Below are 22,152 nucleotides of genomic sequence, written 5' to 3'. Positions count from 1 at the left end.
GTTATGCGCCACCTCCTAGGTATCTATCCTGTGTTGTATGTTCATTTTCATAGAGGGTCATTGACTCGACTTCGGCAATGGTCAGGTAACGTAATTTGTACTCAACCGCCATGTGAGCGGGCTTGATCTCCTCAATGGCTGCCTTTAGATCCTCCACGTTGGGTGGAATCCCAATGGTATCTATAAATTTGACCGTGAATCCCCATTCGGCGGGGTGAAAAGTAACATCTACCGTACCCCCGTCATACGCCTCGGCTACATTTTTGACAAGCCGTCCAGAAAAAGTACCTGCTCCTCGCAGCTTCGATTCCACCACCGCACGCCGTTGGTCCAATGGCTTCGCAAGGTCGGTTTCGATACCCAGCTCCATTTCCCAGCGTTCCAATCCCCAAGTAGCAGTACGCACGAAAAACTGTCCTACCGTTGCGTCCATTGCGAGATACAAAGCGTCCAATTCGCTACCCTTCGCATCCATATCTGAACGCATCACTCGTGAGGTTTCATAATAAGACGGTAAAAAAGAAAACAGCTCGCGTCCCCGCAAGCTGTTGATTTGGATATCCTCTCCCATAGCTCGACCAGAAAAGGACACGCTGGCGCTACGGTTCATTTCATCATTACTCACTGACACTCACCGTCCCCAGCACCGCCACCTGACCTGATCCAATCTCAATATTCTGATTGCTCTGTCCATTGATTTTGAGCTCAGAGAAATCAATAATGATCGGAATGTCCAGCAAAACAGCGGAAATTCGGGTATACCGAACCAACGGGTCTTCCTTGTAAAAAGCAAGCTGCCTCAAATAAGCCCGCACACCGCTTTCGATCAACTTTTTGATTTCATCCAGTGTGGATGGCTTCTCCTTGGTACGCTGTACCTTGACCGAGATATTAATTTCCACCTCTGCTGCTGGCATGATCGTCACCACAGGGCCAGCTGGTGCCAGCCCTTCGCCTTGTCCATCCTGAGTCGGATCAATATACTTCTGCACCGCAGCCACGATATCCGGACTGGCAGCCCGTTTGTCGGTGTCCAGCACATATATACCCACCGTTCCTGGCCCTTTCCACAGTGGAACAACCTCTACACCGCCGACTCCGGCAATCTCATTCGCCCACTGGGTATACTGTGCTTTGTTACCGCTTGTGCCCTGGTTTCGCACCTTGGCATAAAAACGTTCCAGCAACAGCTGGTCGCTCTCAATGTCTGTGCCGCTTTTCGTCTCCTCTGTATTGATCACGGAGGAAATCCCGCTGATCGGGGTCGCCATCACTTGGATGACACCCGCAGGCACGTTGCCGCTACGTCCGGGATTGATGGCTCGAATCGCCGCAGTTCCTGTACCCTGTTCATCCAGCGTAACCGATGCCGTGGTCGCATACTCAATGGAGGCTTCCCCGGATACATCATCTGCCGGAGTCGCTACCAGCGTTCCGGCCGGGACGGTCGTTCCCGCTGTGCCTGTAAACGTGACTATACCTGAGGCGGCAACCGCTGCTCGCCGTGTCACCCCATGCTCTGCTGTTCGCAAATCCAGCTCCGGCGAGCGAAAATCCGGGTTGTCGCTGGCTGCCGTGCTGGCAAAGCCACGTCGCAGCAGCTCCTGCGCCCAGATCGCAGCTTCGGATAGCATAAATGCTACCGGAGCCTGCGCATCCCAAATAAAAGAGCCCTCGGACTTATCAATGTCCGAAGGCACTTTTTCCAGCATTCGATTTAAAATTTCCTCTTCCGTCTGGTCTACCAAATATTCCGGCAAGTCTGCCATTAGATCACCATACTTTCCACAATTTCCGTTTCATCCCGCACGTTCGTAATCTGGCAGCTAAAATGGCATGCCTCACCTTCCCAGCGAAATGTGAACTGATCCACACTAGCCGTGCGGGCATCTGCCAGCAGCGCTTCCGTGACCATGCGTTTAATTTCACTTTCCTGCACTCCGTGACCATAGCTGCTGCCAATCAGCTCCTCCAGCTCACTGCCATAATCAGGAGAATAGATCACATGACGGTAGCGAGAGGTGCGAATTGCTTTTTCACACCATTGCACCCAGGCTTCTTTTTCATCTGTGGCCACTATTTTATGGCTAGGGCTCATAACAAACTCCCCGGCTTCAAAATCAAACCGCCAGCTTCGACCGAATACAGCCTGATTATCCTCCAACACATCTGGATCCGTAACATCTGTCCATATCATATCATCCGTTTCGGGAAATAAATTAGCCACGTCCACTCACCACCTTGCATACGACAACGACATCGTTACCGCTATTCACCCGAATCGCAAGTACACGATCTCCCGGCTTAAGTCCTTCGTTCAGGCTTAGATTCACATCCTCCAGCTCGTCCTCCCCGATATAAAAGGAGGTTTTCAGCTCTTTGCCTTCCCAATTCTCTGATTCCACTGAAGTCGAGGTCCCTTTATACATATGACGGGGCACAGACAGCAATCCCGGCAGCTCAGCGACCAGATAATCCTGAAGCTCATGTTTAAAATCGTCCAGCTTAAGTCCGGTGGAGGTAATCGTGCCGAGTACCGCGCCTACTCCGCTCAGCGCCTGCTTGGTATGCTTGTGAAATGAGGATTGCAGAGCGGTGACCAAATGCCCATAAGGGTCCTTATTCAAGGTAAAACCTCCTTTTTACATCGTCATACGTTCCCAGCTCCAGCGACATGCTGCCGGGATTGCCCAATTCCCTGCTCACGGAAATCACCAGCAGCTTCATGGAACCCATCAGCACCGCGTCTCCTGCTCGAATCGTGTTCATGTCCGGCGCATTCACGGATATCGTTTGCTGTATGCCTCTCAGCTTGCTTTTGGCCAATTCACGTGCCGCTGCACCGGACTTCACTTCGTCATCCTGCACAATCACCTGAAGAGTACCATATTTGGCAATATCCTTTTCCTGAATCGCCATCACCTTGGAGGGAACCTCATTGCCCGTTTCACTGGCTGCCGTAGCCAGCACCTTTACTCTAGTGGCTGCACCTTCCAGCGTACGGGATTGTGTTGTATCGGTTACTCTCTCCAGAGCATACACATCTTTGTTCGTTCCCAGCTCGTACAGCTCCAAGCCGGAAGAGATCATGCGTGGATGATATAGCTTGCCCCCCGCCTTAGCCGTTTCCCGCAAATCACCCAGCATCATGGAATAAATGGACTGTGTCCGGTAAACTGCGCGTCCCAGTGGCTTTTTCGTGTCTGGCAAAGAAGCAATTTTCAGCTTCCAATCCCTTGCATATTTCTGAAAACGCTGAGTAGCCGTCTGCTTGGCAGGGAGTAAATATTCATCCTCCGATTTGTCCAAATACACCGTACGGTCGTATAACGTCAGCGTCATACGCTTGAGACCGTTGTTGGAGGTTTCCACTTCCCAGATCACCGCTGGAGACAACAAGGGAACATAGTCTTTTTTGCCATACGGAATTCCGCTAACCCGGATCGACATCCCTGGAGAAATGGCAGGCATATCGGACGTAACAACCAGATTAACTGTGCCCTGATAAGCGATTTGCTCCAGCGAGTCCCTCAAATTGATATTTTCCACAAGCGGCGATAAATCATATTTGTCCTGTAAAATGACTTTATAGCTCATGATAGCACCAGCTTTTGCCCCGGTTTAATCGCATTCGGATTTTGCCCAATGACCTTTTTGTTAAGCTGATAAATACGACTCCATTGCGAGCTATCCCCCAGTTCCAGCTTGGCAATTTTGGACAAGGAATCTCCGGACTTAACCGTATATGTTTTTTTCTTTTCTTTCATATCTGTGCGAGGCTTTTTGTTAACTGTCGCGGACTTTGACCCGCTGCCAGCTTTTTTGGATACCTTCATTTCCCTCCAGGTCCGCAACGAAAGATCAAAATTCACATCCCCGGATTCACCGCCGCGAAAGGTCGAATTATGAGAGGCTACAATAACAGGTACATTCACGGATGTCCCGCTAATAATGAAGCGTAGCGGCTTTTGGGACAACAAGAAACCATTTAGTGTATTCATAGCCTCCTGCGGATCGGGAATATCCTGATATTTACAATATGATTCATCATACTCCTTGGGAAAAAAAGAAGAGAAGGAGATTTCCTTCACCTTCTCTCCTTGCGGAAAATCAAACTCCCCATAGGATAAAATCGTCGTTGTATCAAACCCCTTTTGCCGTGAGATCGTCACTTCCTCGGGATTCACCGGAAAAACAAACTTAAATCCTTTTCCATCCGTCAAACTAAAATTCATATTTTTCCTCCTCCCCTATAACTACCATCCACTGCATTACACAGCTCCAGCGCCCGCAGGCTTGGTATTCTGTGTTGCCCGCAAGATTTCAGCTTTCAGACGGTAGCCAATTTGCGTAATAAGCCCATCCACATCCAGTTTATTTTCATGCACAGTGACCTGTACAGCCCCCGCAGGAAGATTGAATTGGTTGGTGGTTTCCGTTTTAAAATCCTTCAAAAAGCCTGATATTGTCCCCATTTGTTCAGGACTGATCTGTACCACTTGAGGAGTCGGATTACCATTGGCTTTACCTTTAGCTTTGGCTCCATTGTTCGCATGAGCCGCAGTATTCAACATCGGGCTTGGATTTACGCCTTGATTGGTAATAGCCATCGGTCCGTAAGGATTAGGGACACCTTTGGCGCCCGGTTGCGGAGGTACGTATTCGGCTGCTCTAGAAAAAGCCGGCATAGTTGCTAATGGCTTAAGGGACGCACCTATTGTCGAATGAGGTGGTATAACAGGTTTAGGAACTTCAGGTGGCTTAGCTGGGGCTTTCTTAGGTTCATCTTTTTTACCGAAAGAGAAGAAATCAGAAAAGCCTTTACCAAAGTCTCCAGCCTTATCTGAAATCCAGCCTGTGACCTGGGAGGCTTTTTCTCCAAGAAATTTACCAGCGGACTTTGCTTTATCTATAATGGCTGGACCATAATCTGAGACTAATCCGCCAATTTTCCCTCCAACAAAGTCTCCCGCCATACCTCCAAGTGTTGAGCCAACCACAGTACCAATACCCGGAAGCAAAAATGAGCCTATAGCTCCACCTATCGCAGAACCAGCGGTCCCGCCTACTGTGGAACCGATAGCTTCTGCACGCTCTTTACCAGAGGTAGCCTGGGCGATGTTCATAATATCCATCCCATAGCTTAAAGGACCCAGTAGCTTTTTCGCGCCGCCTTTTAAAAGGTTTTTGAACAAACCTGATCCGGCTTCCTCAGCTGCTCCGGCAACGCTACTTGGTCTGATAATACTTGAAGCTGCATCTGCCGCAGCACTTGAACTTGCAGCGCTAGGTACTACACCAGCGGCTTCGCTTGGATTAATCAATCCCCAGCTTTTAGCCTGATCAAACAATCCCTGTCCACCTTCAATTAAATCTGAACCTCCTCCAACTTTTTCTAAAAATTCACCCCCAGATTTACCAACATTAATTGCCTTTTTAGCCAAATCTTTAAATTTTTCTCTTCGGGTAGTTCCTTGGAGCGGTCCCTTTAGGGTGCCTAAATCAGTATTAAATTTTTTAAATGCTTCAGGAGCTTCAGATATGCTTTTTACTCCTTCACCAACTTTTTTAACATTACCAAGAAAATCTTTTACATTAGTTAAAAAACCCTTTGGCTCCTCTTCTTTCTTCTCACCACCGAGCTTCAGAGAGCTTAACTTAGTACCTAAATCCCCAATAGCAGCTGTATTCGCATTCACTGCAACAGTATTCAATTGCACCGCGGTGCTTAGCAAAACGATACTTGGATTATTATCCGCCTTCGGCGAGCTTGAGCCAGATTGGGAGTTTACCTTCACATTTACATTCCCAGATGCCTGAATAATCTGGGATTTGACCCGATTAATCTTGTTCAACAAATTATCCAAACCTTTGGAGGCCATATCATTCAGCACAATTTCCGGGGCCATGCGGGTACGGCCGATTTTCAACACACGCCCTTGAATCCGCTCAAAATAGCGTTCCATTGCGCGTAATTCGCGGTTCGCCTTGATGACATTTTTAGGATCGATCACAAGGTTCATGCGGTAATTTAATGCTTCTGCCATCTATCATGTTCACCTCCTTGTTTATGCCTTTGAAGCTGCCATGCTATCCATTTCCTGTTCGGCAAACGCCAGCAGCAGCATGCGCTCACCGCGGGGAAGCCGCCAAAAGTCTCCGGGGCGGAGGTGGTGCCGGACCCACAAGTGGTACAGCATCGTCGTCATTCCCCCGGAGCCGATTAGTTTTTTAGATCAGCAATCTCAACGCCAAAGCCGGACAGTTCGAGCACCTTATCTCCTACCGCATCCAGCTCACCCGCCAGCAGCATACGACGGACAGATTGCTCGCCACCGGACAGCTTCAAACGGCTTGTAATCCGGGGATCGCCCCAGCCGTTAAGAGACAGGCCCTTCACTTCCAGCTTGCCGGTAGCTTCGGAAATCAACAGGGCGTTAAAAGTCTCGGTATCTACCTTTTCATCCACCGCACCCTTCACAGTCCGTCGAACCGTACAACGTTCACGAATGCTGTCTACTTTGCTGGAAGTAAGGCCGTGCAGCACAATTTTCATATCGAGACGCTTGATGCGAACTGTTTCCTCCGGCAGTTTTTCAGCGGCTTCAAACAGGCTGTCCAAGATTTGTTCTTCTGTCATATTTTCATTCAAGCTCATAAGTCATTCTCCCTTATTTTTAATTTGTATTGGGGAACGAAACGCCTACAGCATTCCATCCCCCGTTCTTCAACTTAGTTCGCTACAATCGGATCAAGCAGCTCATAGCCTTCGAAGGTGAAGGTTGTTTCTTCCTGTACTTCCTCGCCCGCTGTCCAGTTGGCAAGCTGGATTTTGTCGGGAGTGCAACGGATGAGACGAATACTTTCATGTCCGAAGGCTTCTGGATCATCCAGTTTGGTAATAATCTCAAAACGGTTAAAACCACGACGAATCATATCGGACGTAACCTTGTAGCCACTCATCGTTCCCGTCCCTTTTTTGATACCACGCTTGTGCACCTTCCACTCATTGCCCACGAGATTCAGCTCGCGTTTTTCCATTTCCACGCTGGCTTCCAGCTTATTGATATTCGTCTGCCACACCCCGTCCACATGCGCCTGACCATACGTACCTAAAATGACTCTTGAAGCATCCAACATTTCTTTTTCCTCCTCAAAATAATCCATAATATAGTTTGGGATTTACCAAAATCCTTGCTGTTAAAAAACGAATTCAGTCCTGCGGTTTGGCTGAAAAATGCTTATTGCACGTAAAATGTGCCGAATAGCTGCTCCATCACGTCGGTCAGCTTCACGTTCCATTGCAGGAACACTTGGTCTGGCTCTGGTTTAATAACTGGAGCATCACCGTAGTATGCCGGGTCGAGAATGACATCGTAGCCATCCGCCTCGATCACATTGCTTAGCGACAGCTGTGCCAGATATTCTTTGATCGCACCAATGAGTGCCAGGCGACCTACCACCGTGTTGTTGATTTTGCCAATGTAAGTCTCTTCGGCTGCACGCTGCAAGTCAGCGTTAATCGCGTCCATCACGCGGATGGAGCGGATTTTCTTCCATGCATTATTTTGACCGGCAGCCGGGTTCACCAAGCTGTTGATTCCGCGCAACGCTTTGACCTGACGGCCGTCAAAGAACAACAGGAAAACCCCGTTACGGACAGCCTGCTCCTGCTCGGAACGTGTCCAGCGACGTGTCACGTCCTCAAAAGGCGTAACCGCGTACGTCGCGGATTGATTCAGACGTTGGCCTGCGATCAGTCCGGCTACATAAGCAGCCGTTTGGGCGGAGCTGTAATCCGTTCCTGCCAGACGTACGCCCGTACCGACGTTCACGACGCCTTCATGGTTCAGGGCCAGGGAGCGCGCAGAGGCCACGCTGACAGCCGTTTTGGACACATCATCTGCCGCAGAACCGCCGAATACAGCAATTACGCCTTTGCCTTCGCCCCGGACACGCTTGATCCAGGCGGCAAAGCTTTGCAGCAATGCCATATCGGCTGCATAATCCAGCGCCAGCACGTTAAATTCCTGTCCTTCAAGTGCTTCCTGCATGGCGATGTAATCGGCATTAACCAGCTTGCTATTACCGCTGTTGCCGCCAGTGAGGTGTACGCCGCTGACATCCGCCGGAATGCCGCCATCGCCGACAACCTCGGCCTTCACCCATACGTTTTCACTGTTCTTGTTCAGGGCCTCGGCAATCGAAGCAGCCGTTCCATCACTGCCTTTGTACGTGCCCAGCAGTTTGGTTCCTTCATAAAGTCGCACTTCACGTGCCTGCTCGTCACCCAAAGTCGGCTGTACAGTTACAGCAAAACCATTACCGCGACTACCTGTGTACAATGCCTTCAAGCGCAGCACATCCGTTGGTGTCTCGCCGCCGCTTTTCAGCGTTACAGATGCTTCAGCAGCCGTGTCATCTGTCAAACGGTAAGCCAGCAGTTTTTTCGGGCCGCCCAGCAAAGCCAAATACAGCGTAGAATATGCTGTCGCACCGTCTTCACTGTCGCCTGAAAAGATTTGATGAATTGCCGTTTCGCTGCCAATCTCTACAAACTCACGCACAGGGCCCCAATTCGCCTTGACAGGTACAACCACCGTACCACGTGAGCCACCTTGAATCGCTGAAGCTGCAGCTGCCTGAAAGTTCATATACAAACCCGGTAATACCGGTTTATTCGTGTTTTCCCATGTTCCGCCTGCCATAATTAGTCCACCTTCGCTTTCATAAATTGTTCGATTTTAGTGTGTGCTTCTGCTACCGTAAACAGCTTGTCCTGTTCACCAAAAAAGGCGCCTGCCAGCACCTCTTCCTTCACGGAAAACAATTGTTCCGCGTGTTCCTTAAGCTCCCCCAGCGTGTAGCGGGGGCCGCCTGCTTCCTGCCCAGAATTTAACGGGGCCTTCTCATGGTTTGCCAAGGTCAATCGGACCTCCTCATTTCAAAATAGGATGAATTTCCACTCTGCGGATCAACGCCGCTTCCTCAGCCGGGCGCATACGTCGCTGTACCAGCGTTAGCCGGAGCTGACCGTCTAAAATCGCATCCGCCTGCAAATCGGCCGAAGCTTCGTCCGTAGACATATAACGGCCTTTGTCCTGATCCAGTGGAAGCTGAATTTGAGCGGCAAATCCCTCGACCAGCGCGGAAGCTGCGCGGTTCTCCTCAGCGCTGTCTGGAGCAATAATATGCCCGATGAACCGTTTGCGAAGCTCATACATGGAAGCTCCCGCCATCCTGGTCTCGCAGCCGCTCAGCCGCCATAGGACCGCGTGTCGTCCCGGCTGTGCGGGCCATGCATCGGCGTATACCGACCACGTCTCGCCCAGTTGATTTTGTGTCCAGCGAGTCAGGGCTGCCAGCCATTCATCCGGCTGGGCGGCGCCACTTGCCGGAATAGCTGAACTTCCTTCCGTTTCAGGCACATACACGCCAAAGCGCAGCGTTCTATACGCCTTGCCCGTGACGGTGTCCAGCTTTTCTGCATCTCGCACGCCCAAATAATGTGCGGTAAAAGCCGACGTGTCCTCACCTTGGCCTGTCACCGGTTCCCGGTGCAGCCCGGCAATCAGGGAATTCGCCCATACATCGGCCTGCGCCAGCCCGGCTTGTCCTGCGTACAGCTTGATGCGGATAACCTGCCGATAGCCAGCCCAGGAAGACTTCCAGATTTCCTCGCCCAGCGCCATAACAGCATACGGCTCTTCTGCCGTCTGCGACGGTGGCTGAACATCGTATACACGCCCTTGCAGTGCTGGAACAATTTCAATGAGCTTTTGCTTAAAGGCTTGTCTCATCCTGCAGCATGCCGCCTTTGCGCAACCTGCACTCGCATGTTGTGGCTGCCTAGCCATGCTTTTTTCCACTTTCGTGTTCTCATCCGGCGCAGCCTCATACTCATGCATTGCAGCATCCCTTGCTTAGGCAACACGACTCCTCCTTTCTGTAGAACGATTTCCCGGGAATCGACAGAGACAATCACCGCATGAAAAAACCGGCCCTATTGGCCGGCTAACGTTTGACTGTATGTGTCTTCGGTATGCTCTCTTGTCTTGATTCCCGATGATATAATCTTACACCCTAATAACGAATGCGTTGCCGGGGAAATGGACGATAAAAGCAGAGACGGGGGATGAAGTTAGGCGGTTTTTTGAGAACATGTGTTCCTATCATTGAAACTGCGTTAAATCTATCTAATGGTTGATGTTGCAAAAAAATAACCGCCCTCTAAAAAGGCGGTCAATTAGTTCTCTTCAATAAATTATAAATATGTACAGCATACCTGGTGATCGCTTCATCGTAATCTGGATACTTATACTCGAAGCTGCTTGCCACAGCCTTGGCGTATTTCCTAAATAACTCATAGCAAGTAAATAAAGATTGCCACATTTCCTGATAGCCACTCCCGGAATAGGTGGATAGTAATGTTTCCCAATCCTCTTTGGGAAGATAACGTTTTATAAATTTGTAGTTTTTCCCTACGCTAAAGGTATAGCCTTGCTCTGATCCAATTAGCCAGGCCATCATTCTGAGCAAATTAGGTCGCGCAATCTCATGTAAATAGTCAATCGCAAAAAGAATTTCTTTTCTCGCCAATCCTTTGACTACGTAGGTGGAACCCATCCAAAATTCATTGCAGCAATCATCAAATTCCCTTGCGGTCGGCTTTTTAATCCAATATTGACAGTCGTTTGCGATCACCTCATTTTGGATAAGAGCATCCTTATCAAGCACAACCTCAACTAAGCCGTCGCTATTTTTAAAATAATCCTCCACCTCGTTCATGGGGATCAGTGTCAGATCTAATTTATTTCCATCCTCAAAAAGAATGATATATGAAAACCAATTACCTAATTCTGATGGAAAAAGCTCCATATCCTCGGGTTTTTGCATCATAAGCCTATTCCCAAAAATATGAAGCCATTGATCGCTTTCCTTGAAAGAAACCATATCTGTTACAAAGTATGAAATGTCATAATCCTGGAATGTATCGGAGGGAATATTTTTGTTCGTACGTGACCCTTCCAAAGTAACCAATCGTATTCTATCGTCATTCATAGCAAAATCTACAAGTATATTCATCATTTCTTGTTCACTTCTCAAGACTTCATTTCTCAATACAGTAGCCCTCCATTCCAGCCTTTAGTGATGAGCCTCATTTTCTTATTCAACTTCTTATTCGCCGTTGTGTTTCATACTCCCTGCTGTCCAAGTTAATGGAATGAAGGCTATGACCCCTGAATTTCAGGAAGTCAGAGCCTTTTAGAGGAGCCGTACTATAAACCATACTATTTACTAACCGAGCTTTCGATCCGCGCCCTTCTGCAAGCCTGCCAGATTCAAAACGCCTTGGTCTGCCAGCGCAAGCGCCATTTTGTAAAAGGCACGCGTGCGAAGCTTTGTATACGTATCCTTGCTGACCGGCGGGTCCAGTACATAATTGTAAACCTTGTAATCAAACACATCGTCATCCTTTAAATAACGCTCACGGATGAGCAGCTGTTCGCGTTCATTCAAGCGACTAACTACAGCATCTACCATTTCGCAGTAGGCCAGGCGTGCGTCGGGAGCATCTACATTATATACGGCTGTCCGGGCCGTCGGATCGCTGGTCACATTCGTTGGTCCGTTCGGTCGATCCGTATAGCCAGCCGTAATAAAGCTTTCTCGATCCATAAAGGTTATCGTTTTATAAATCCGGTACTTCTCAAACACGCCCTCCAATGCATTCTGCGTTTTGCGACGATCCAATTCGGGTAAGTTATTTTTCATATACAGCAGCACTCCTTATCTTATGCCTTTTGACAATGATGTAATTTTTAGCTATCACAATTTCTTTGTTTACATTTTGTTCGTGTTTTGTTCGCATCATGAGTATAACATAGCATTATTTAGGATATCTATCCATCGTCAAAAAAAGCGGTAGGGTCCCAAAAACAGGATGTTCGCTTTATTTTTCTATGCCTTTTGGCATATTACGTGCTTTTCCTCTTTACCTAATGGTATAATGGAACTAATCTATGATTCTATTGCAGAAGGGAGCCTCCTTTGTGGAACAGCCAGCATTCGGAACCTACTTAAAGCAGCAGCGCGAACAAAAGCAATGGAGCATCAACCAATTGGCAGATGCCGCAGGCATTAGCAATTCGCAAATTTCCCGCATTGAAAATGGGCTGCGCGGAGTCCCTAAGCCCTCTACTCTCCGCAAAATAGCGGACGCACTCGGTGTATCCTATACCGAAATGATGAAAGTTGCCGGCTATTGGGGAGACGACGATTCAATAGAGCAACATTCACACGAACCTTATCGTTCTACTGTGCCGGAATGGGCTACCTCCAAGGATCGCCGGGATTTCAAGAAAATGCTGGAGGAAGACGACGAATTAATGTTCGACGGCATTCCGCTGGATGAGATAGACCGTCAGCGTATCAAGGATGTGTTAACAGGTCTGTTCTGGGAAGCCAAGCAAATGAACAAGCATAAGAAGCCCCGGGCGGGCAAAGATCAAGGATAGCAGGTGATCGTATGAAAGAACTCATTCACAAACTCGTCCGAAAATACCGTACCAACTGCCCCTTTGATATTGCAAAAGCACTAGGTATCCATATTCGTTATTCCGATCTGGGTTCCACAACCAAAGGGCTGTATTACCACAAGCTGCGCAGAAAATTTATTGTCATCCACGATGGTCTTACACCGGAATGGAAACGGTTTGTTTGTGCGCATGAATTGGGCCATGACCGACTGCATAAAGGCATTAGCCGCTTTTTTATAGAGGAGCATTCCTACTTTTCTCCGGGAAAATTTGAACAGCAAGCCAACCGTTTTGCTGTACTTTTGCTGAGTGAAGGAAAACCGCCCCTGGCTGACGAAACGCTGGAGCACTATTTGCCCCGGATTGGGCTGCCCAAAGAGACTGCTCTTTTTTTTAACCACAAAACAGAACATTAGTTCCTATTTTGATTATTTACTGTTTATTGCTTCCTCCTCAATATAGGTGATTTAACGACGGCTTTAACAACCGATATATCAAAATTTTTTTAGTACTTTGATATAAAATAGAAGTTATTTTTACAATCATCTGATAAAATGTGGACGTAAGCGTTTGCTCTAATTCATTCATTTTATAGGGGGTTGAAGGAACAACATGAATTCATGGAAAAAAATCTCGTCACTCTTGACGACCGCTGCGCTTCTGTTTGGATGTCTTGGTACAGCGGCAGCAGACCCGGCAGCCAATACGGCTACTGCTCCGGTCAGCGGCAAGCACATCACCATCCTACATACGAATGATACCCATGCCCACGTGGTCGCAAACGACAAGGAAATGGGCTTCGCCAAGCTGGCAGGCATCATCGACCAGTATCGCGCTTCCAATCCCAATACCTTGCTGCTGGATGACGGGGATACCGTTCATGGAACGACCTTCGCTACTTTGGTCAACGGCGAGAGTATTGTGAAAGTGATCAACAAGCTGCGCTATGATGCAATGGTTCCGGGCAACCATGAGTTTAATTACGGCTGGAAGCATCTGGTCGAGCTGAGTAAGGAAATTCAGTTCCCCGTCCTGAGTGCCAACATTAAGCAAACGGACGGAACACGTTTGTTCAAACCGTATGTTATTAAGGAAGTGGATGGCGTTAAAATCGGCATTATCGGTCTGACTACGCCTGAAACAGCATATAAGACCAATCCCAAAAATGTGGAAGGGATTCAATTCACCGATCCTGCGGCTGAAGCCAAAGCAGCTGTAGACGAAATCCGCAGCAAAGTGGACGTCGTCGTCGTTCTTGGTCATTTGGGACAGGATGCATCCAGCACAGACACCAGCCTCAAGGTCGTTAAGGAAGTGCCAGGCATTGATATTTTCATCGATGGGCACAGCCACACCGTACTCGAAAAAGGGCTGGTCGGTGACAACGGCACGTTGATTGCTAGCGCAGGCGAATACACCAAGTATCTGGGTGTTGTGGATCTATGGGTCGATGGCGGTAAGGTTACCCAAAAGCAAGCGAAGCTGATTGACTCGACTCAAGCTGCCGACGTTCAGCCCAACGCTGAAATTGCTGCATTGATCGCTTCCATTCAGAAGGATCAGGAACCTATCCTTAAAGAGGTTGTAACGCAAACGAGTGTGGATTTGGAAGGAGCACGCGAAAAGGTACGTGCGAGCGAAACCAATCTCGGCGACCTGCTCACCGACGCCATGCGTGACGTTTCGGGCGCAGACGTGGCTTTAACTAACGGCGGCGGCATCCGGGCTTCCATCAAGACAGGAACGGTAACCAAAGGAGACATCATCACCGTGCTGCCTTTTGGAAACCAGATTGTTACCCTGAAGGTGAAAGGCTCTGACATTCAGGCAGCACTTGAAAATGGCACAGCCTCCTATCCGGAGCCAAGCGGAGGTTTCCCGCAGGTATCAGGCATCTCGTTTAAAATAGACACCTCAGCAGCCAAGGGAAGTCGCGTTCATTCCGTTCTGATCGGTGGCAAGGCGCTTGATCCTGAGGCAACGTACACATTGGCCACCAATGACTTTACTGCTGTAGGCGGTGACCAATATACGATGTTCGCTAAATATCCGCAGGCAGGTATGTTCGGATCGCTGGACGAGGCGTTAATCCGCTATATGCAAAAGATTGGCTCCGCCAGCCTGAAAGTACAAGCAGACGGCCGCATCCAAGAAGCCAAGGCAGACGTGAAAGCCACTGTCCCTGCCACACAGCCTGTGCCAGCTGCACCAATCGCATCACCATCACCTGTGCAGGAAAAACCGCAAGCCGTCTCTACACCGGCTGCGAAACCAGCACCAGCGAAGCCGGCACCGGCAAAAACCCAACCAGCCAAGCCACAGCAGGCCTCAGCTTCTGCCCAAGCTGCAAATAGCCATGTGTATGTTGTCAAATCCGGGGATACGTTATATGACATTTCCCGCAAACACGGTACTACCTGGCAACAGCTGGGGCAGCTGAACAAGTTGAAAAATCCTCACCGCATTTATCCAGGACAAAAGTTGAACATCCCGGCCTAATTCAATTGTCAGCAAAGGCAGCGTTCGTAATCCCAGGGATACGGATGCTGTTGCTGTATGTCAGAGGATTTGATGTATGCGATAGTCCAAGCTCATTTGGACATCGCATATTTTTTTGATAAAGCAACCTTTAAACCGCTGACAAGTTGTAGACCGAGAGGTATGATGGAGAAGAGCCATTCAAGCAGAGAACATTCATCCCGGTATCTATCGGGACCAGTCAGGTGTGTGGAAGGAGTCCAGAAATGCAATACATTATTTATGATCTTGAATTTACCGTTAGCCGTAACGCCAGATATTCCTCTGAAATCATTGATATCGGTGCTGTCAAAGTCGTTCAGGGAGACGATGGTCTATACGTTGCAGATACGTTTCACAGTTTTGTAAGACCCTCAAATCGACCTGTACTGTCTACGGATACCGTTCAGTTCACGGGCATTACTCAACGAGATATTGATGCCGCCCCGCTCTTTCCTGAAGCTGTGAAGCAATTTGTTGCCTGGCTCGGTACGGATTCACCCTATTATTTGTGTGCATGGGGGCCGGATGACCGCCAAAAGCTGGTATCCCATTGTCGTACCCATCATGTAGATCTTGGATGGATTCATAATACTAATGATATACAGAAGCAAATCTCCCGTCTGTTTGGTTCGGGCGGTAAATACCGTCAGCTGAGTCTGTCTCAGGCGCTGGAATTGTGCCATATTAACTTTGACGGTCAGCAGCACCGTGCACTGGACGATGCCATAAACACCGCTCAGGTTTTTATGCATCTTTTTGATCGTATTACATTAGTAAATAACGCTGCTGACGATGAGGAAAGCCGGGGCTCAAAGCTCGTATACTCCTCACCGGAGGAAGAACAGGAGCATTACAGTCCATTTGGCAATCTCGCCAACCTGTTTAAGGACCATTAAGCGGACAGCTCCCCGGCCCGTTCCGGGGGATCTCCTCCCTGTTATTCTTGATTTCCTACCTTTTTATCAAAATAAAATGCCCCCCAGGTCCGCAGCATTTCCTGCATTCGCTTGCGGTACCGTAAAGGCTCCAGAATCTCAGCCTCTGCTCCATACGAAGTGAGCCAATCCAGAAATTCACGATCATGATTGACCGTCACCTCAAACAACAAACTCCCATCCGGTAAATCCTTGAGTAAAGGCTTGATGAACAATTCCTCTTCTTTGACCCGATATACAGATTCGGCAGAAAATCGCACCACAAACCGAATGTTTTGATTTCCTTTGGTCACCGACCAGGTCCCTTTAAAAAACATTTCCATCTCTGTCGTATTTTTTTGAAACGTATACGGCAAAATTCTCATATTCCGAAAGCGGCTGATCCGAAAGGTTCTCATGGCGGATTGCTTGTGACAAAAACCAAGCATATAAAACCGCCGATCCTGCGGAACCAGACAATAAGGATCTACTTGAACCAGTGACACATCTTCATTTTGAGGTGAGCTGTATTCCGCTTCAATCGTCTGCTGCGTAAGACTTGCCAAAACAATCAGCCTGAGCAGATAGGGCTGGTTTTCCCGATCAAGTGTCGAGCCGAGCCGAATGATATTTTTCATCTCCTGCGCGAAGCTCGTCTGGTCTATCTTTTTTTTCTGACTAGAGGCCATCACTTTCTCATAAGCACTTTCAAAAGCCGGCGGCAAAAGAGGCTTCACCGTTTCCATAATGTCTCCCAGCTTGGCAAAAGCCTCTGCCTCTTCTTCCGTCCAATTCAGAGGATACAAAGCAAAATTGCTTATAAATATGTACCCTTTGCCATGCCCCATGTTTGTAATTGGAATATGCATAGCACTTAGCGCCTCCATATCTCGGTAGATGGTACGTTCTGATGTTTCACAACGTTCCGCAAGCTCTCTTGCCAATATCCCCGGATTTGCCTGAACAATAGTAATAATCCGCATTAAACGTATCAACCGATCAGTCAAGGAAGTCTCTCCTTTACAAAAAGATAGTAAATTAGACTCACTATGTTACACAAATAAACTAGCATAATTACCTATTTCAAAATATTAATTTCGTTAAACGAAACATTTCCCACCGATATCGATTGATCAAAAAGGACTTTAGGACTATAAGAAGCAAATGATTCAAAAGTCCCATCCCATTTATTACGTATGGCTAGAAGTAACTCTGCTTCCTTCAGGTAATCCATATCATCGGTTCTTGCTGCTCGTATCAGCAATTCATCTGCTTGTCTGTTTAGGATAAACGCACCTCTCTCATGCTCACCTTTCTCGTACATACGCAATGCCTTTTTTACAATCATAGACGTCTCATTCAGCTTTATGTATTTTTCCACCATCGGATGGGGTGGAACGCTCAGCAGACCCAGATGATGCGTGTAATTGATGTAGATTTGGTCCGTCTTAATCAGTGTTCGCTTTTCCTGAGATGGCTTACGCCAGCTCCACTCCATCAATCCAATGGTATGTCTTCCGGATGAGTGAGCCGGTATAGAGAACGTCAAAGCAGCCTGTCTATAGTTTCCCCGCCGCACATCCCCACAGTGAATCACCATGCGATCCCCGTCTTCTGAGCGTTTGAAACCGAGTCTCACCCCTTCGACTTTTAGTAGACTTACCCCGTTTTCGGGAATGAACTGGAGTTGAAGGTCACATCCCGCTGTTTTCGGGATTTGGTTCCCTTTTCTTTTACGAACAGCTCCATAGCCCCATTCTATCAGTAGATTTACTTGTTCGGCCCCATTCGCTGATATAGACTCTTTGTCCCATGTGTACGTTACATTAACCATTGACTTTACCACTGGTAATTTCCCCCTAAAAGAACATGTAACTCTAAATTAACAGTGTTATCTGACACTATATTGTCAGGGAACGTACGTTTGCTTGTGAAAATTATACATGGTAATCTTTATGAAAGGGGACCTGCTTCGACAAATAACAATTTAACCCATTCAAATTGCATGAAAACGCAAAAATAGCCCGGTTTATACCGGGCTACATTATAGTCTGCTTCCATATTATAATCTTACGAAATTGTAGTTTCTGTTAAAGAAACATTCGTTTTTGTGCAATTGTCGGGTATAGGTGCAAACGTAGTGCTATCCACTACGAGTTCTTTCGGTAATGGTTTTCCATTGACCGTGATTTTTAAAATTTTATAATCTTGCTCTCTCTCGTTCATCTTTCATTTCTCCTTCTATAAATCTATTCTTCCTATATTTTCGGTTCAGATATTCATTTTAAGCGCTGATCAGTAATTGAAGGCTTTGGCACGCTTGGCGGGAAAAATGTCGGAATGCAGATGCTTTCTTGATATACCCGTTTTGAGGTACACTTAAACTTATATATCGACTTTTTTTTGAGAACATTTTTCCGTAATGATCGTCCGTTTATTCTAAAATCTGCATCCTAATCTGTATACTGTACGTAACCATGAGATATGGGTAAATGATGGGTACTATCTTACATCTTGGTGTATCAGAAGGGAGAACGTCTTTTGGCACGACAAACTTGTCGCATTGCTTTCTACCGCCGTGTTGTCTGCACTGCTATAGCGCTTCTGTTTATTTTTGGGGTAACTCGTGTGCCCGGGGCATATGCTGCCTATTGGGATGATGTATATCAAGGCTTTGAGCAATTTTCCCGCCTGCCCGGCGATGTTTATCAGCTCAAGGAAGGCTACCGACAAACGCAGGAAGAGCTGCAAAAGGCCCGCAGCAGTATAGAAGCCTATCAAGAGCAAAACGCACAGCTGATGGAGCAAAACCGTAAGCTGACCGACACTGTTACTGAGCTAAAAAATCTTCAAGCCCAGCGCGATCAGGCTTCACACCGAAATAAAGTGCTTTTGATCACGGCTGTAATCCTGCTGGCTGGTTATTTTATAGGTATCCGCCTGTTGCGTTACGGGATGCGTCGACGTTCGGGAAGATACTAGCTGCCTGAAAGGATGAAACGTCTGAATGGACATACAAGCAGGACAACACCATGATGAAAGCGTCGGTTCGGTTGTAACGCTCAATCTAGCGGAAGGGGAAAAGCTGCATGTTCTGCATCCGCAGCAAATTATCGCTTACCGTGGCCCTAGCTCAGGTCGCAGTGACAAACTGATGAATATAAAAGGCATGTATCGCAAGCACAAGCTGATTCAGGCCGATTTTACAGGGGCTTGCCGTCTGATCGCTGCACTTCCACCCGGCTTTAGCCTCAAAATGATTGAGCTTGAAGGAGGCGATGATCTGTTATACGATTTTCGCAACCTGTTCTGGTACAGCTCTGGAATCCATATGCGTACCAAACTGCTGAGCATGAAAAACATGCTGTTCAGCCGCGATGTTATTAAAATGAAATTTGACGGTGTGGGGCAAATTGGTCTTTTGACTCAGGGTTTGGTATGTCAGGAGCAGCTTCATCCGACAGAGCCAATTTATGTCGATGCGAGCAGCGTCATCGCCTATCCCGAAAACGCCAAACTGGAGCTGACCGTGTACGGCAACCATCTCGCCAGCCAGCATATGAACTATCATTTTAAAATGACTGGACAGGGTACTGTGCTTTTTCACGCCGGGGAGCATCATCGACGTCTCCAGCAGGATATGAACGACGATGGCGTCATCAAACGATTTTTAAGGGAAGTTATTCCCTTTGGCGGAGTGTTTATCAAATAGCCCTGGCCATGCTATAATGGCAATGCTATTAGCAAAGTAGTCGGTCCCTGTGGCCAACACTATAATGAAGAAAATCCATGCGTCATGCATGGGAGAGGTTCGCGAACTCCCTCTATAAAAAACTAACGATGCTTTGTCCTCCGCATGAAAAATGAACTCGCGGGGCAAGGCCTGTTTTTTGTTGAAGTCGGTTCAAGAACTCTCCTTCTTCCAAGTGACGAGACTCTGCGTCTTACACCATTCCAAGAAGATCGAGAGGTTTTTTTATGTTTGCAAACGAAAAAGCGGTCGTCGTATTCAGCGGCGGTCAAGACAGCACAACCTGTTTATTTTGGGCAAAGAAACATTTTGCCGAAGTAGAAACCGTGACGTTCGATTACGGTCAACGCCACAAGCAGGAAATCGAAGTAGCCGCCGGAATTGCTCACAAGCTGGGTGTTCCGCAAACGGTACTGGATATGAGCCTGCTCAATCAACTAGCCTCTAATGCCCTCACACGCACCGACATTGACATTACGCAAGAGGAAGGCGAACTGCCTAGTACATTTGTAGACGGTCGCAATCTGCTGTTCCTAAGCTTCGCCGCAGTACTCGCCAAGCAAAAAGGAGCGCGCCACATCATTACTGGCGTGTGCGAGACGGATTTCAGCGGTTATCCTGATTGCCGGGATTCTTTTATCAAATCGCTGAACGTCACACTCAACCTTTCGATGGACTATCCCTTTGTAATTCATACCCCGCTCATGTGGTTGAATAAGGCTGAAACCTGGAAAATGGCCGATGAGCTGGAAGCTTTTGAATTTGTAAGAACCCGTACACTAACGTGCTATAACGGCGTCATCGGGGATGGCTGTGGCGAATGCCCTGCCTGCAAACTTCGCCGCGCCGGACTGGAGCAGTATCTCGCGGTTCGCGGAGCTTCATCCCAAGGAGCTGAAGGCCATGCGTGAGCCGGGTACCTTTCATATTGTCGACAAGCTCCAGCAGTTCGGGACAGACATTGAACACGCTCAGCTGCGCTATCATCGCAAACGCGTACTGGTCAGCAAACAATTTACGTTTGATGCAGCACATCATTTGCACTGCTATGAAGGCAAATGCAAAAATCTGCACGGACATACCTATATCGTCGTTTTTGGCATAAGCGGCATACCGGGCGAAACAGGCCTAACGCTGGATTTTGGCGATATCAAAACAATCTGGAAAGAGCGGATCGAGCCTTATTTGGATCACCGTTACCTGAATGAGACACTGCCCCCGATGAATACAACGGCGGAAAATATGGTCGTCTGGATCTTTGAACAAATGGAGTCCGCCTTGACCTCGGATGCATACCGCTCCCGCGTGGAAGGTGGACGTACCGAATTTGTGCGGCTGTTCGAGACTCCTACCAGCTATGCCGAATTCCGACGGGAGTGGATGCTGGATGAGTAATACCGTAACTGCTCACCATACAGCAGCAGCCCCCCACGGGGCCAAAATAGCTCCTATTCCTGTAATGGAGGTGTTTGGTCCCACCGTTCAGGGCGAAGGCATGGTCATTGGGCGTAAAACGATGTTTGTTCGTACCGCAGGCTGCGACTACCATTGCTCATGGTGCGATTCTGCCTTTACTTGGGACGGCAGTGCCAAGGATCAGATTCGTCGTCTCCATGCCGCAGACATTTGGCAGGAGCTGAAAGCCATCGGCGGTGAACGGTTTTCGCATGTGACCCTTTCCGGAGGCAATCCCGCCCTGCTGCCACAGCTTGGAAATCTGGTCACCCTGCTGCGTAGTCAAGGCATTGCCACCGCCGTCGAAACACAAGGCTCCCGTTGGCAGGAATGGCTGTACGATATCGACGAGGTAACCTTGTCCCCCAAGCCGCCCAGCTCTGGCATGTCGACCAACTGGGACGTGCTGGATGATATCGTCGCTCGTCTGTCGAATCGAAAGTGGACTGATTGGAAGACGGTTGGAGATTCCAGGTCTGCGACACACGTCTCAACCGCAGAATGCACAGAGGAAGCCGATGATGAATCAGTGAGAATCTACCATGGAGCATGCAGCTTGAAGGTCGTCATATTCGATGACACGGATCTCGCATATGCACGCACCGTTCACGAGCGCTACCCGCACATTCCTCTGTTCCTCCAGACTGGCAATCCAGATGTGAACACAGAGAACACGGAACAGATCGCGGAATCCCTATTGCATCGTTATGAATGGCTTATCGACCGTGTCATGGACGATTCCCGACTTAACGACGTAAGAGTACTCCCGCAGCTCCACACCCTTGTATGGGGCAACAAACGCGGCGTATAGCACATAAATGTAATATATTCCGTATGAGCTGTATGTGATACACAAATACGCCAAATTCGTTAAAGCGTACATTTGACATCCAAACTATAAATCAAGAGAAACCCTCGTCCGCGAGGACGCGGCTTCTCAACAAATGATGCTCCTTTGTTAAAGAAGCGCACT

The 22,152-nt window shown here is 48.2% G+C and carries 27 protein-coding genes and 1 riboswitch; of the genes, 9 read left to right on the top strand and 18 right to left on the bottom strand.

Annotated elements, in window-relative coordinates; genetic code table 11:
- Position 1: 1 nt before the first annotated feature.
- From LCF57_RS26970 to LCF57_RS26905, 15 genes are all read right to left on the bottom strand, one after another.
- Complete coding sequence (locus LCF57_RS26970) at positions 2-610, bottom strand: YmfQ family protein (protein WP_413232239.1); 609 nt, start codon at positions 608-610, stop codon at positions 2-4.
- A 7-nt stretch (positions 611-617) separates the two neighbouring features.
- A complete protein-coding gene (locus tag LCF57_RS26965) occupies positions 618-1,769 on the bottom strand; it encodes a baseplate J/gp47 family protein (RefSeq protein ID WP_226003412.1) in 1,152 nt (383 codons plus the stop codon).
- Entirely contained in the window at positions 1,769-2,227 is a 459-nt protein-coding gene (locus tag LCF57_RS26960; protein WP_226003411.1) for a DUF2634 domain-containing protein, read from the bottom strand. The genes LCF57_RS26965 and LCF57_RS26960 overlap by 1 nt, the downstream gene beginning before the upstream one ends.
- Entirely contained in the window at positions 2,220-2,627 is a 408-nt protein-coding gene (locus tag LCF57_RS26955) for a hypothetical protein (protein WP_068498551.1), read from the bottom strand. Before LCF57_RS26955 ends, LCF57_RS26960 begins: the two co-directional genes overlap by 8 nt.
- Positions 2,620-3,597, bottom strand: a complete 978-nt coding sequence (locus LCF57_RS26950; RefSeq protein ID WP_226003410.1) for a phage portal protein — start codon at positions 3,595-3,597, stop codon at positions 2,620-2,622. Before LCF57_RS26950 ends, LCF57_RS26955 begins: the two co-directional genes overlap by 8 nt.
- Positions 3,594-4,235, bottom strand: a complete 642-nt coding sequence (locus LCF57_RS26945) for a LysM peptidoglycan-binding domain-containing protein (RefSeq protein ID WP_226003409.1) — start codon at positions 4,233-4,235, stop codon at positions 3,594-3,596. The genes LCF57_RS26950 and LCF57_RS26945 overlap by 4 nt, the downstream gene beginning before the upstream one ends.
- Before the next feature lie 36 nt (positions 4,236-4,271).
- Complete coding sequence (locus tag LCF57_RS26940) at positions 4,272-6,047, bottom strand: hypothetical protein (protein ID WP_226003408.1); 1,776 nt, start codon at positions 6,045-6,047, stop codon at positions 4,272-4,274.
- Positions 6,048-6,223: 176 nt separating this feature from the next.
- Positions 6,224-6,658 (bottom strand): phage tail assembly chaperone, encoded by a 435-nt coding sequence (locus LCF57_RS26935; RefSeq protein WP_025718313.1) that lies wholly within the window; start codon positions 6,656-6,658, stop codon positions 6,224-6,226.
- A gap of 74 nt (positions 6,659-6,732) precedes the next feature.
- Positions 6,733-7,140: a phage tail tube protein gene (locus LCF57_RS26930; RefSeq protein WP_007429163.1), complete on the bottom strand. Its 408-nt coding sequence runs from the start codon at positions 7,138-7,140 to the stop codon at positions 6,733-6,735.
- Positions 7,141-7,241: 101 nt separating this feature from the next.
- On the bottom strand, positions 7,242-8,708 hold the full coding sequence (locus tag LCF57_RS26925) for a phage tail sheath family protein (protein ID WP_226003407.1): 1,467 nt from the start codon (positions 8,706-8,708) through the stop codon (positions 7,242-7,244).
- 2 nt (positions 8,709-8,710) lie between these two features.
- Positions 8,711-8,929, bottom strand: coding sequence for a hypothetical protein (locus LCF57_RS26920; protein ID WP_226003406.1), 219 nt, complete (start codon positions 8,927-8,929; stop codon positions 8,711-8,713).
- A 10-nt stretch (positions 8,930-8,939) separates the two neighbouring features.
- The gene (locus LCF57_RS26915) at positions 8,940-9,800 is read right to left on the bottom strand and encodes a hypothetical protein (protein WP_226003405.1); all 861 of its coding nucleotides are present in this window, start codon (positions 9,798-9,800) and stop codon (positions 8,940-8,942) included.
- Complete coding sequence (locus LCF57_RS27805) at positions 9,797-9,931, bottom strand: hypothetical protein (RefSeq protein WP_264083834.1); 135 nt, start codon at positions 9,929-9,931, stop codon at positions 9,797-9,799. The genes LCF57_RS26915 and LCF57_RS27805 overlap by 4 nt, the downstream gene beginning before the upstream one ends.
- Positions 9,932-10,242: 311 nt before the next feature.
- A complete protein-coding gene (gene ant(6) / locus LCF57_RS26910; RefSeq protein ID WP_226003425.1) occupies positions 10,243-11,106 on the bottom strand; it encodes an aminoglycoside 6-adenylyltransferase in 864 nt (287 codons plus the stop codon).
- 192 nt (positions 11,107-11,298) lie between these two features.
- Complete coding sequence (locus tag LCF57_RS26905) at positions 11,299-11,775, bottom strand: ArpU family phage packaging/lysis transcriptional regulator (protein WP_226003404.1); 477 nt, start codon at positions 11,773-11,775, stop codon at positions 11,299-11,301.
- 278 nt (positions 11,776-12,053) lie between these two features.
- Here LCF57_RS26905 and LCF57_RS26900 point away from each other — a divergent pair, with 278 nt between their 5' ends.
- From LCF57_RS26900 to LCF57_RS26885, 4 genes are all read left to right on the top strand, one after another.
- Entirely contained in the window at positions 12,054-12,518 is a 465-nt protein-coding gene (locus tag LCF57_RS26900; protein WP_226003403.1) for a helix-turn-helix domain-containing protein, read from the top strand.
- Between the two features lie 11 nt (positions 12,519-12,529).
- Positions 12,530-12,955, top strand: coding sequence for an ImmA/IrrE family metallo-endopeptidase (locus LCF57_RS26895; protein WP_025716271.1), 426 nt, complete (start codon positions 12,530-12,532; stop codon positions 12,953-12,955).
- Between the two features lie 196 nt (positions 12,956-13,151).
- Positions 13,152-15,038 (top strand): 5'-nucleotidase C-terminal domain-containing protein, encoded by a 1,887-nt coding sequence (locus LCF57_RS26890; protein WP_226003402.1) that lies wholly within the window; start codon positions 13,152-13,154, stop codon positions 15,036-15,038.
- 245 nt (positions 15,039-15,283) lie between these two features.
- Positions 15,284-15,955 (top strand): 3'-5' exonuclease, encoded by a 672-nt coding sequence (locus tag LCF57_RS26885; RefSeq protein WP_226003401.1) that lies wholly within the window; start codon positions 15,284-15,286, stop codon positions 15,953-15,955.
- A gap of 41 nt (positions 15,956-15,996) precedes the next feature.
- Here the strand turns inward: LCF57_RS26885 and LCF57_RS26880 are convergent, their stop codons facing one another.
- From LCF57_RS26880 to LCF57_RS26870, 3 genes are all read right to left on the bottom strand, one after another.
- The gene (locus LCF57_RS26880; protein ID WP_226003400.1) at positions 15,997-16,980 is read right to left on the bottom strand and encodes a helix-turn-helix transcriptional regulator; all 984 of its coding nucleotides are present in this window, start codon (positions 16,978-16,980) and stop codon (positions 15,997-15,999) included.
- 71 nt (positions 16,981-17,051) lie between these two features.
- Positions 17,052-17,819, bottom strand: a complete 768-nt coding sequence (locus LCF57_RS26875; RefSeq protein WP_226003399.1) for a hypothetical protein — start codon at positions 17,817-17,819, stop codon at positions 17,052-17,054.
- Between the two features lie 224 nt (positions 17,820-18,043).
- Complete coding sequence (locus LCF57_RS26870; protein WP_226003398.1) at positions 18,044-18,199, bottom strand: hypothetical protein; 156 nt, start codon at positions 18,197-18,199, stop codon at positions 18,044-18,046.
- Between the two features lie 315 nt (positions 18,200-18,514).
- On the opposite strand from LCF57_RS26870, the gene LCF57_RS26865 reads away from it, so the two are divergent.
- The 5 genes from LCF57_RS26865 (at position 18,515) to queE (ending at position 21,990) form a co-directional block, all read left to right on the top strand.
- Positions 18,515-18,955: a hypothetical protein gene (locus LCF57_RS26865; protein ID WP_226003397.1), complete on the top strand. Its 441-nt coding sequence runs from the start codon at positions 18,515-18,517 to the stop codon at positions 18,953-18,955.
- 25 nt (positions 18,956-18,980) lie between these two features.
- Complete coding sequence (locus LCF57_RS26860; RefSeq protein ID WP_226003396.1) at positions 18,981-19,685, top strand: AIM24 family protein; 705 nt, start codon at positions 18,981-18,983, stop codon at positions 19,683-19,685.
- An 88-nt stretch (positions 19,686-19,773) separates the two neighbouring features.
- A riboswitch (PreQ1 riboswitch) is annotated at positions 19,774-19,817 on the top strand.
- Between the two features lie 134 nt (positions 19,818-19,951).
- Entirely contained in the window at positions 19,952-20,635 is a 684-nt protein-coding gene (gene queC, locus LCF57_RS26855) for a 7-cyano-7-deazaguanine synthase QueC (RefSeq protein ID WP_226003395.1), read from the top strand.
- Complete coding sequence (gene queD / locus LCF57_RS26850; protein WP_226003394.1) at positions 20,628-21,119, top strand: 6-carboxytetrahydropterin synthase QueD; 492 nt, start codon at positions 20,628-20,630, stop codon at positions 21,117-21,119. The genes queC and queD overlap by 8 nt, the downstream gene beginning before the upstream one ends.
- Positions 21,112-21,990, top strand: coding sequence for a 7-carboxy-7-deazaguanine synthase QueE (queE, locus tag LCF57_RS26845; protein ID WP_226003393.1), 879 nt, complete (start codon positions 21,112-21,114; stop codon positions 21,988-21,990). Before queD ends, queE begins: the two co-directional genes overlap by 8 nt.
- Positions 21,991-22,152 lie beyond the last annotated feature (162 nt).

Source organism: Paenibacillus sp. BJ-4 (assembly GCF_020404765.1).
Lineage (GTDB): Bacteria > Bacillota > Bacilli > Paenibacillales > Paenibacillaceae > Paenibacillus.
This window is presented reverse-complemented; position numbering and strand designations above follow the sequence as displayed.

Excerpts from the sequence above, each read along its gene's own strand:
- LCF57_RS26970 (WP_413232239.1), bottom strand. The coding sequence starts at position 610 with ATGAACCGTAGCGCCAGCGTGTCCTTTTCTGGTCGAGCTATGGGAGAG.
- LCF57_RS26915 (WP_226003405.1), bottom strand. The coding sequence starts at position 9,800 with ATGAGACAAGCCTTTAAGCAAAAGCTCATTGAAATTGTTCCAGCACTG.
- LCF57_RS26885 (WP_226003401.1), top strand. The coding sequence starts at position 15,284 with ATGCAATACATTATTTATGATCTTGAATTTACCGTTAGCCGTAACGCC.
- LCF57_RS26950 (WP_226003410.1), bottom strand. The coding sequence starts at position 3,597 with ATGAGCTATAAAGTCATTTTACAGGACAAATATGATTTATCGCCGCTT.
- LCF57_RS26860 (WP_226003396.1), top strand. The coding sequence starts at position 18,981 with ATGGACATACAAGCAGGACAACACCATGATGAAAGCGTCGGTTCGGTT.
- LCF57_RS26870 (WP_226003398.1), bottom strand. The coding sequence starts at position 18,199 with ATGAACGAGAGAGAGCAAGATTATAAAATTTTAAAAATCACGGTCAAT.
- LCF57_RS26935 (WP_025718313.1), bottom strand. The coding sequence starts at position 6,658 with ATGAGCTTGAATGAAAATATGACAGAAGAACAAATCTTGGACAGCCTG.
- LCF57_RS26925 (WP_226003407.1), bottom strand. The coding sequence starts at position 8,708 with ATGGCAGGCGGAACATGGGAAAACACGAATAAACCGGTATTACCGGGT.
- LCF57_RS26890 (WP_226003402.1), top strand. The coding sequence starts at position 13,152 with ATGAATTCATGGAAAAAAATCTCGTCACTCTTGACGACCGCTGCGCTT.
- queD (WP_226003394.1), top strand. The coding sequence starts at position 20,628 with ATGCGTGAGCCGGGTACCTTTCATATTGTCGACAAGCTCCAGCAGTTC.
- queE (WP_226003393.1), top strand. The coding sequence starts at position 21,112 with ATGAGTAATACCGTAACTGCTCACCATACAGCAGCAGCCCCCCACGGG.
- LCF57_RS26945 (WP_226003409.1), bottom strand. The coding sequence starts at position 4,235 with ATGAATTTTAGTTTGACGGATGGAAAAGGATTTAAGTTTGTTTTTCCG.
- LCF57_RS26930 (WP_007429163.1), bottom strand. The coding sequence starts at position 7,140 with ATGTTGGATGCTTCAAGAGTCATTTTAGGTACGTATGGTCAGGCGCAT.
- LCF57_RS26905 (WP_226003404.1), bottom strand. The coding sequence starts at position 11,775 with ATGAAAAATAACTTACCCGAATTGGATCGTCGCAAAACGCAGAATGCA.
- LCF57_RS26940 (WP_226003408.1), bottom strand. The coding sequence starts at position 6,047 with ATGGCAGAAGCATTAAATTACCGCATGAACCTTGTGATCGATCCTAAA.
- LCF57_RS26965 (WP_226003412.1), bottom strand. The coding sequence starts at position 1,769 with ATGGCAGACTTGCCGGAATATTTGGTAGACCAGACGGAAGAGGAAATT.
- LCF57_RS26895 (WP_025716271.1), top strand. The coding sequence starts at position 12,530 with ATGAAAGAACTCATTCACAAACTCGTCCGAAAATACCGTACCAACTGC.
- queC (WP_226003395.1), top strand. The coding sequence starts at position 19,952 with ATGTTTGCAAACGAAAAAGCGGTCGTCGTATTCAGCGGCGGTCAAGAC.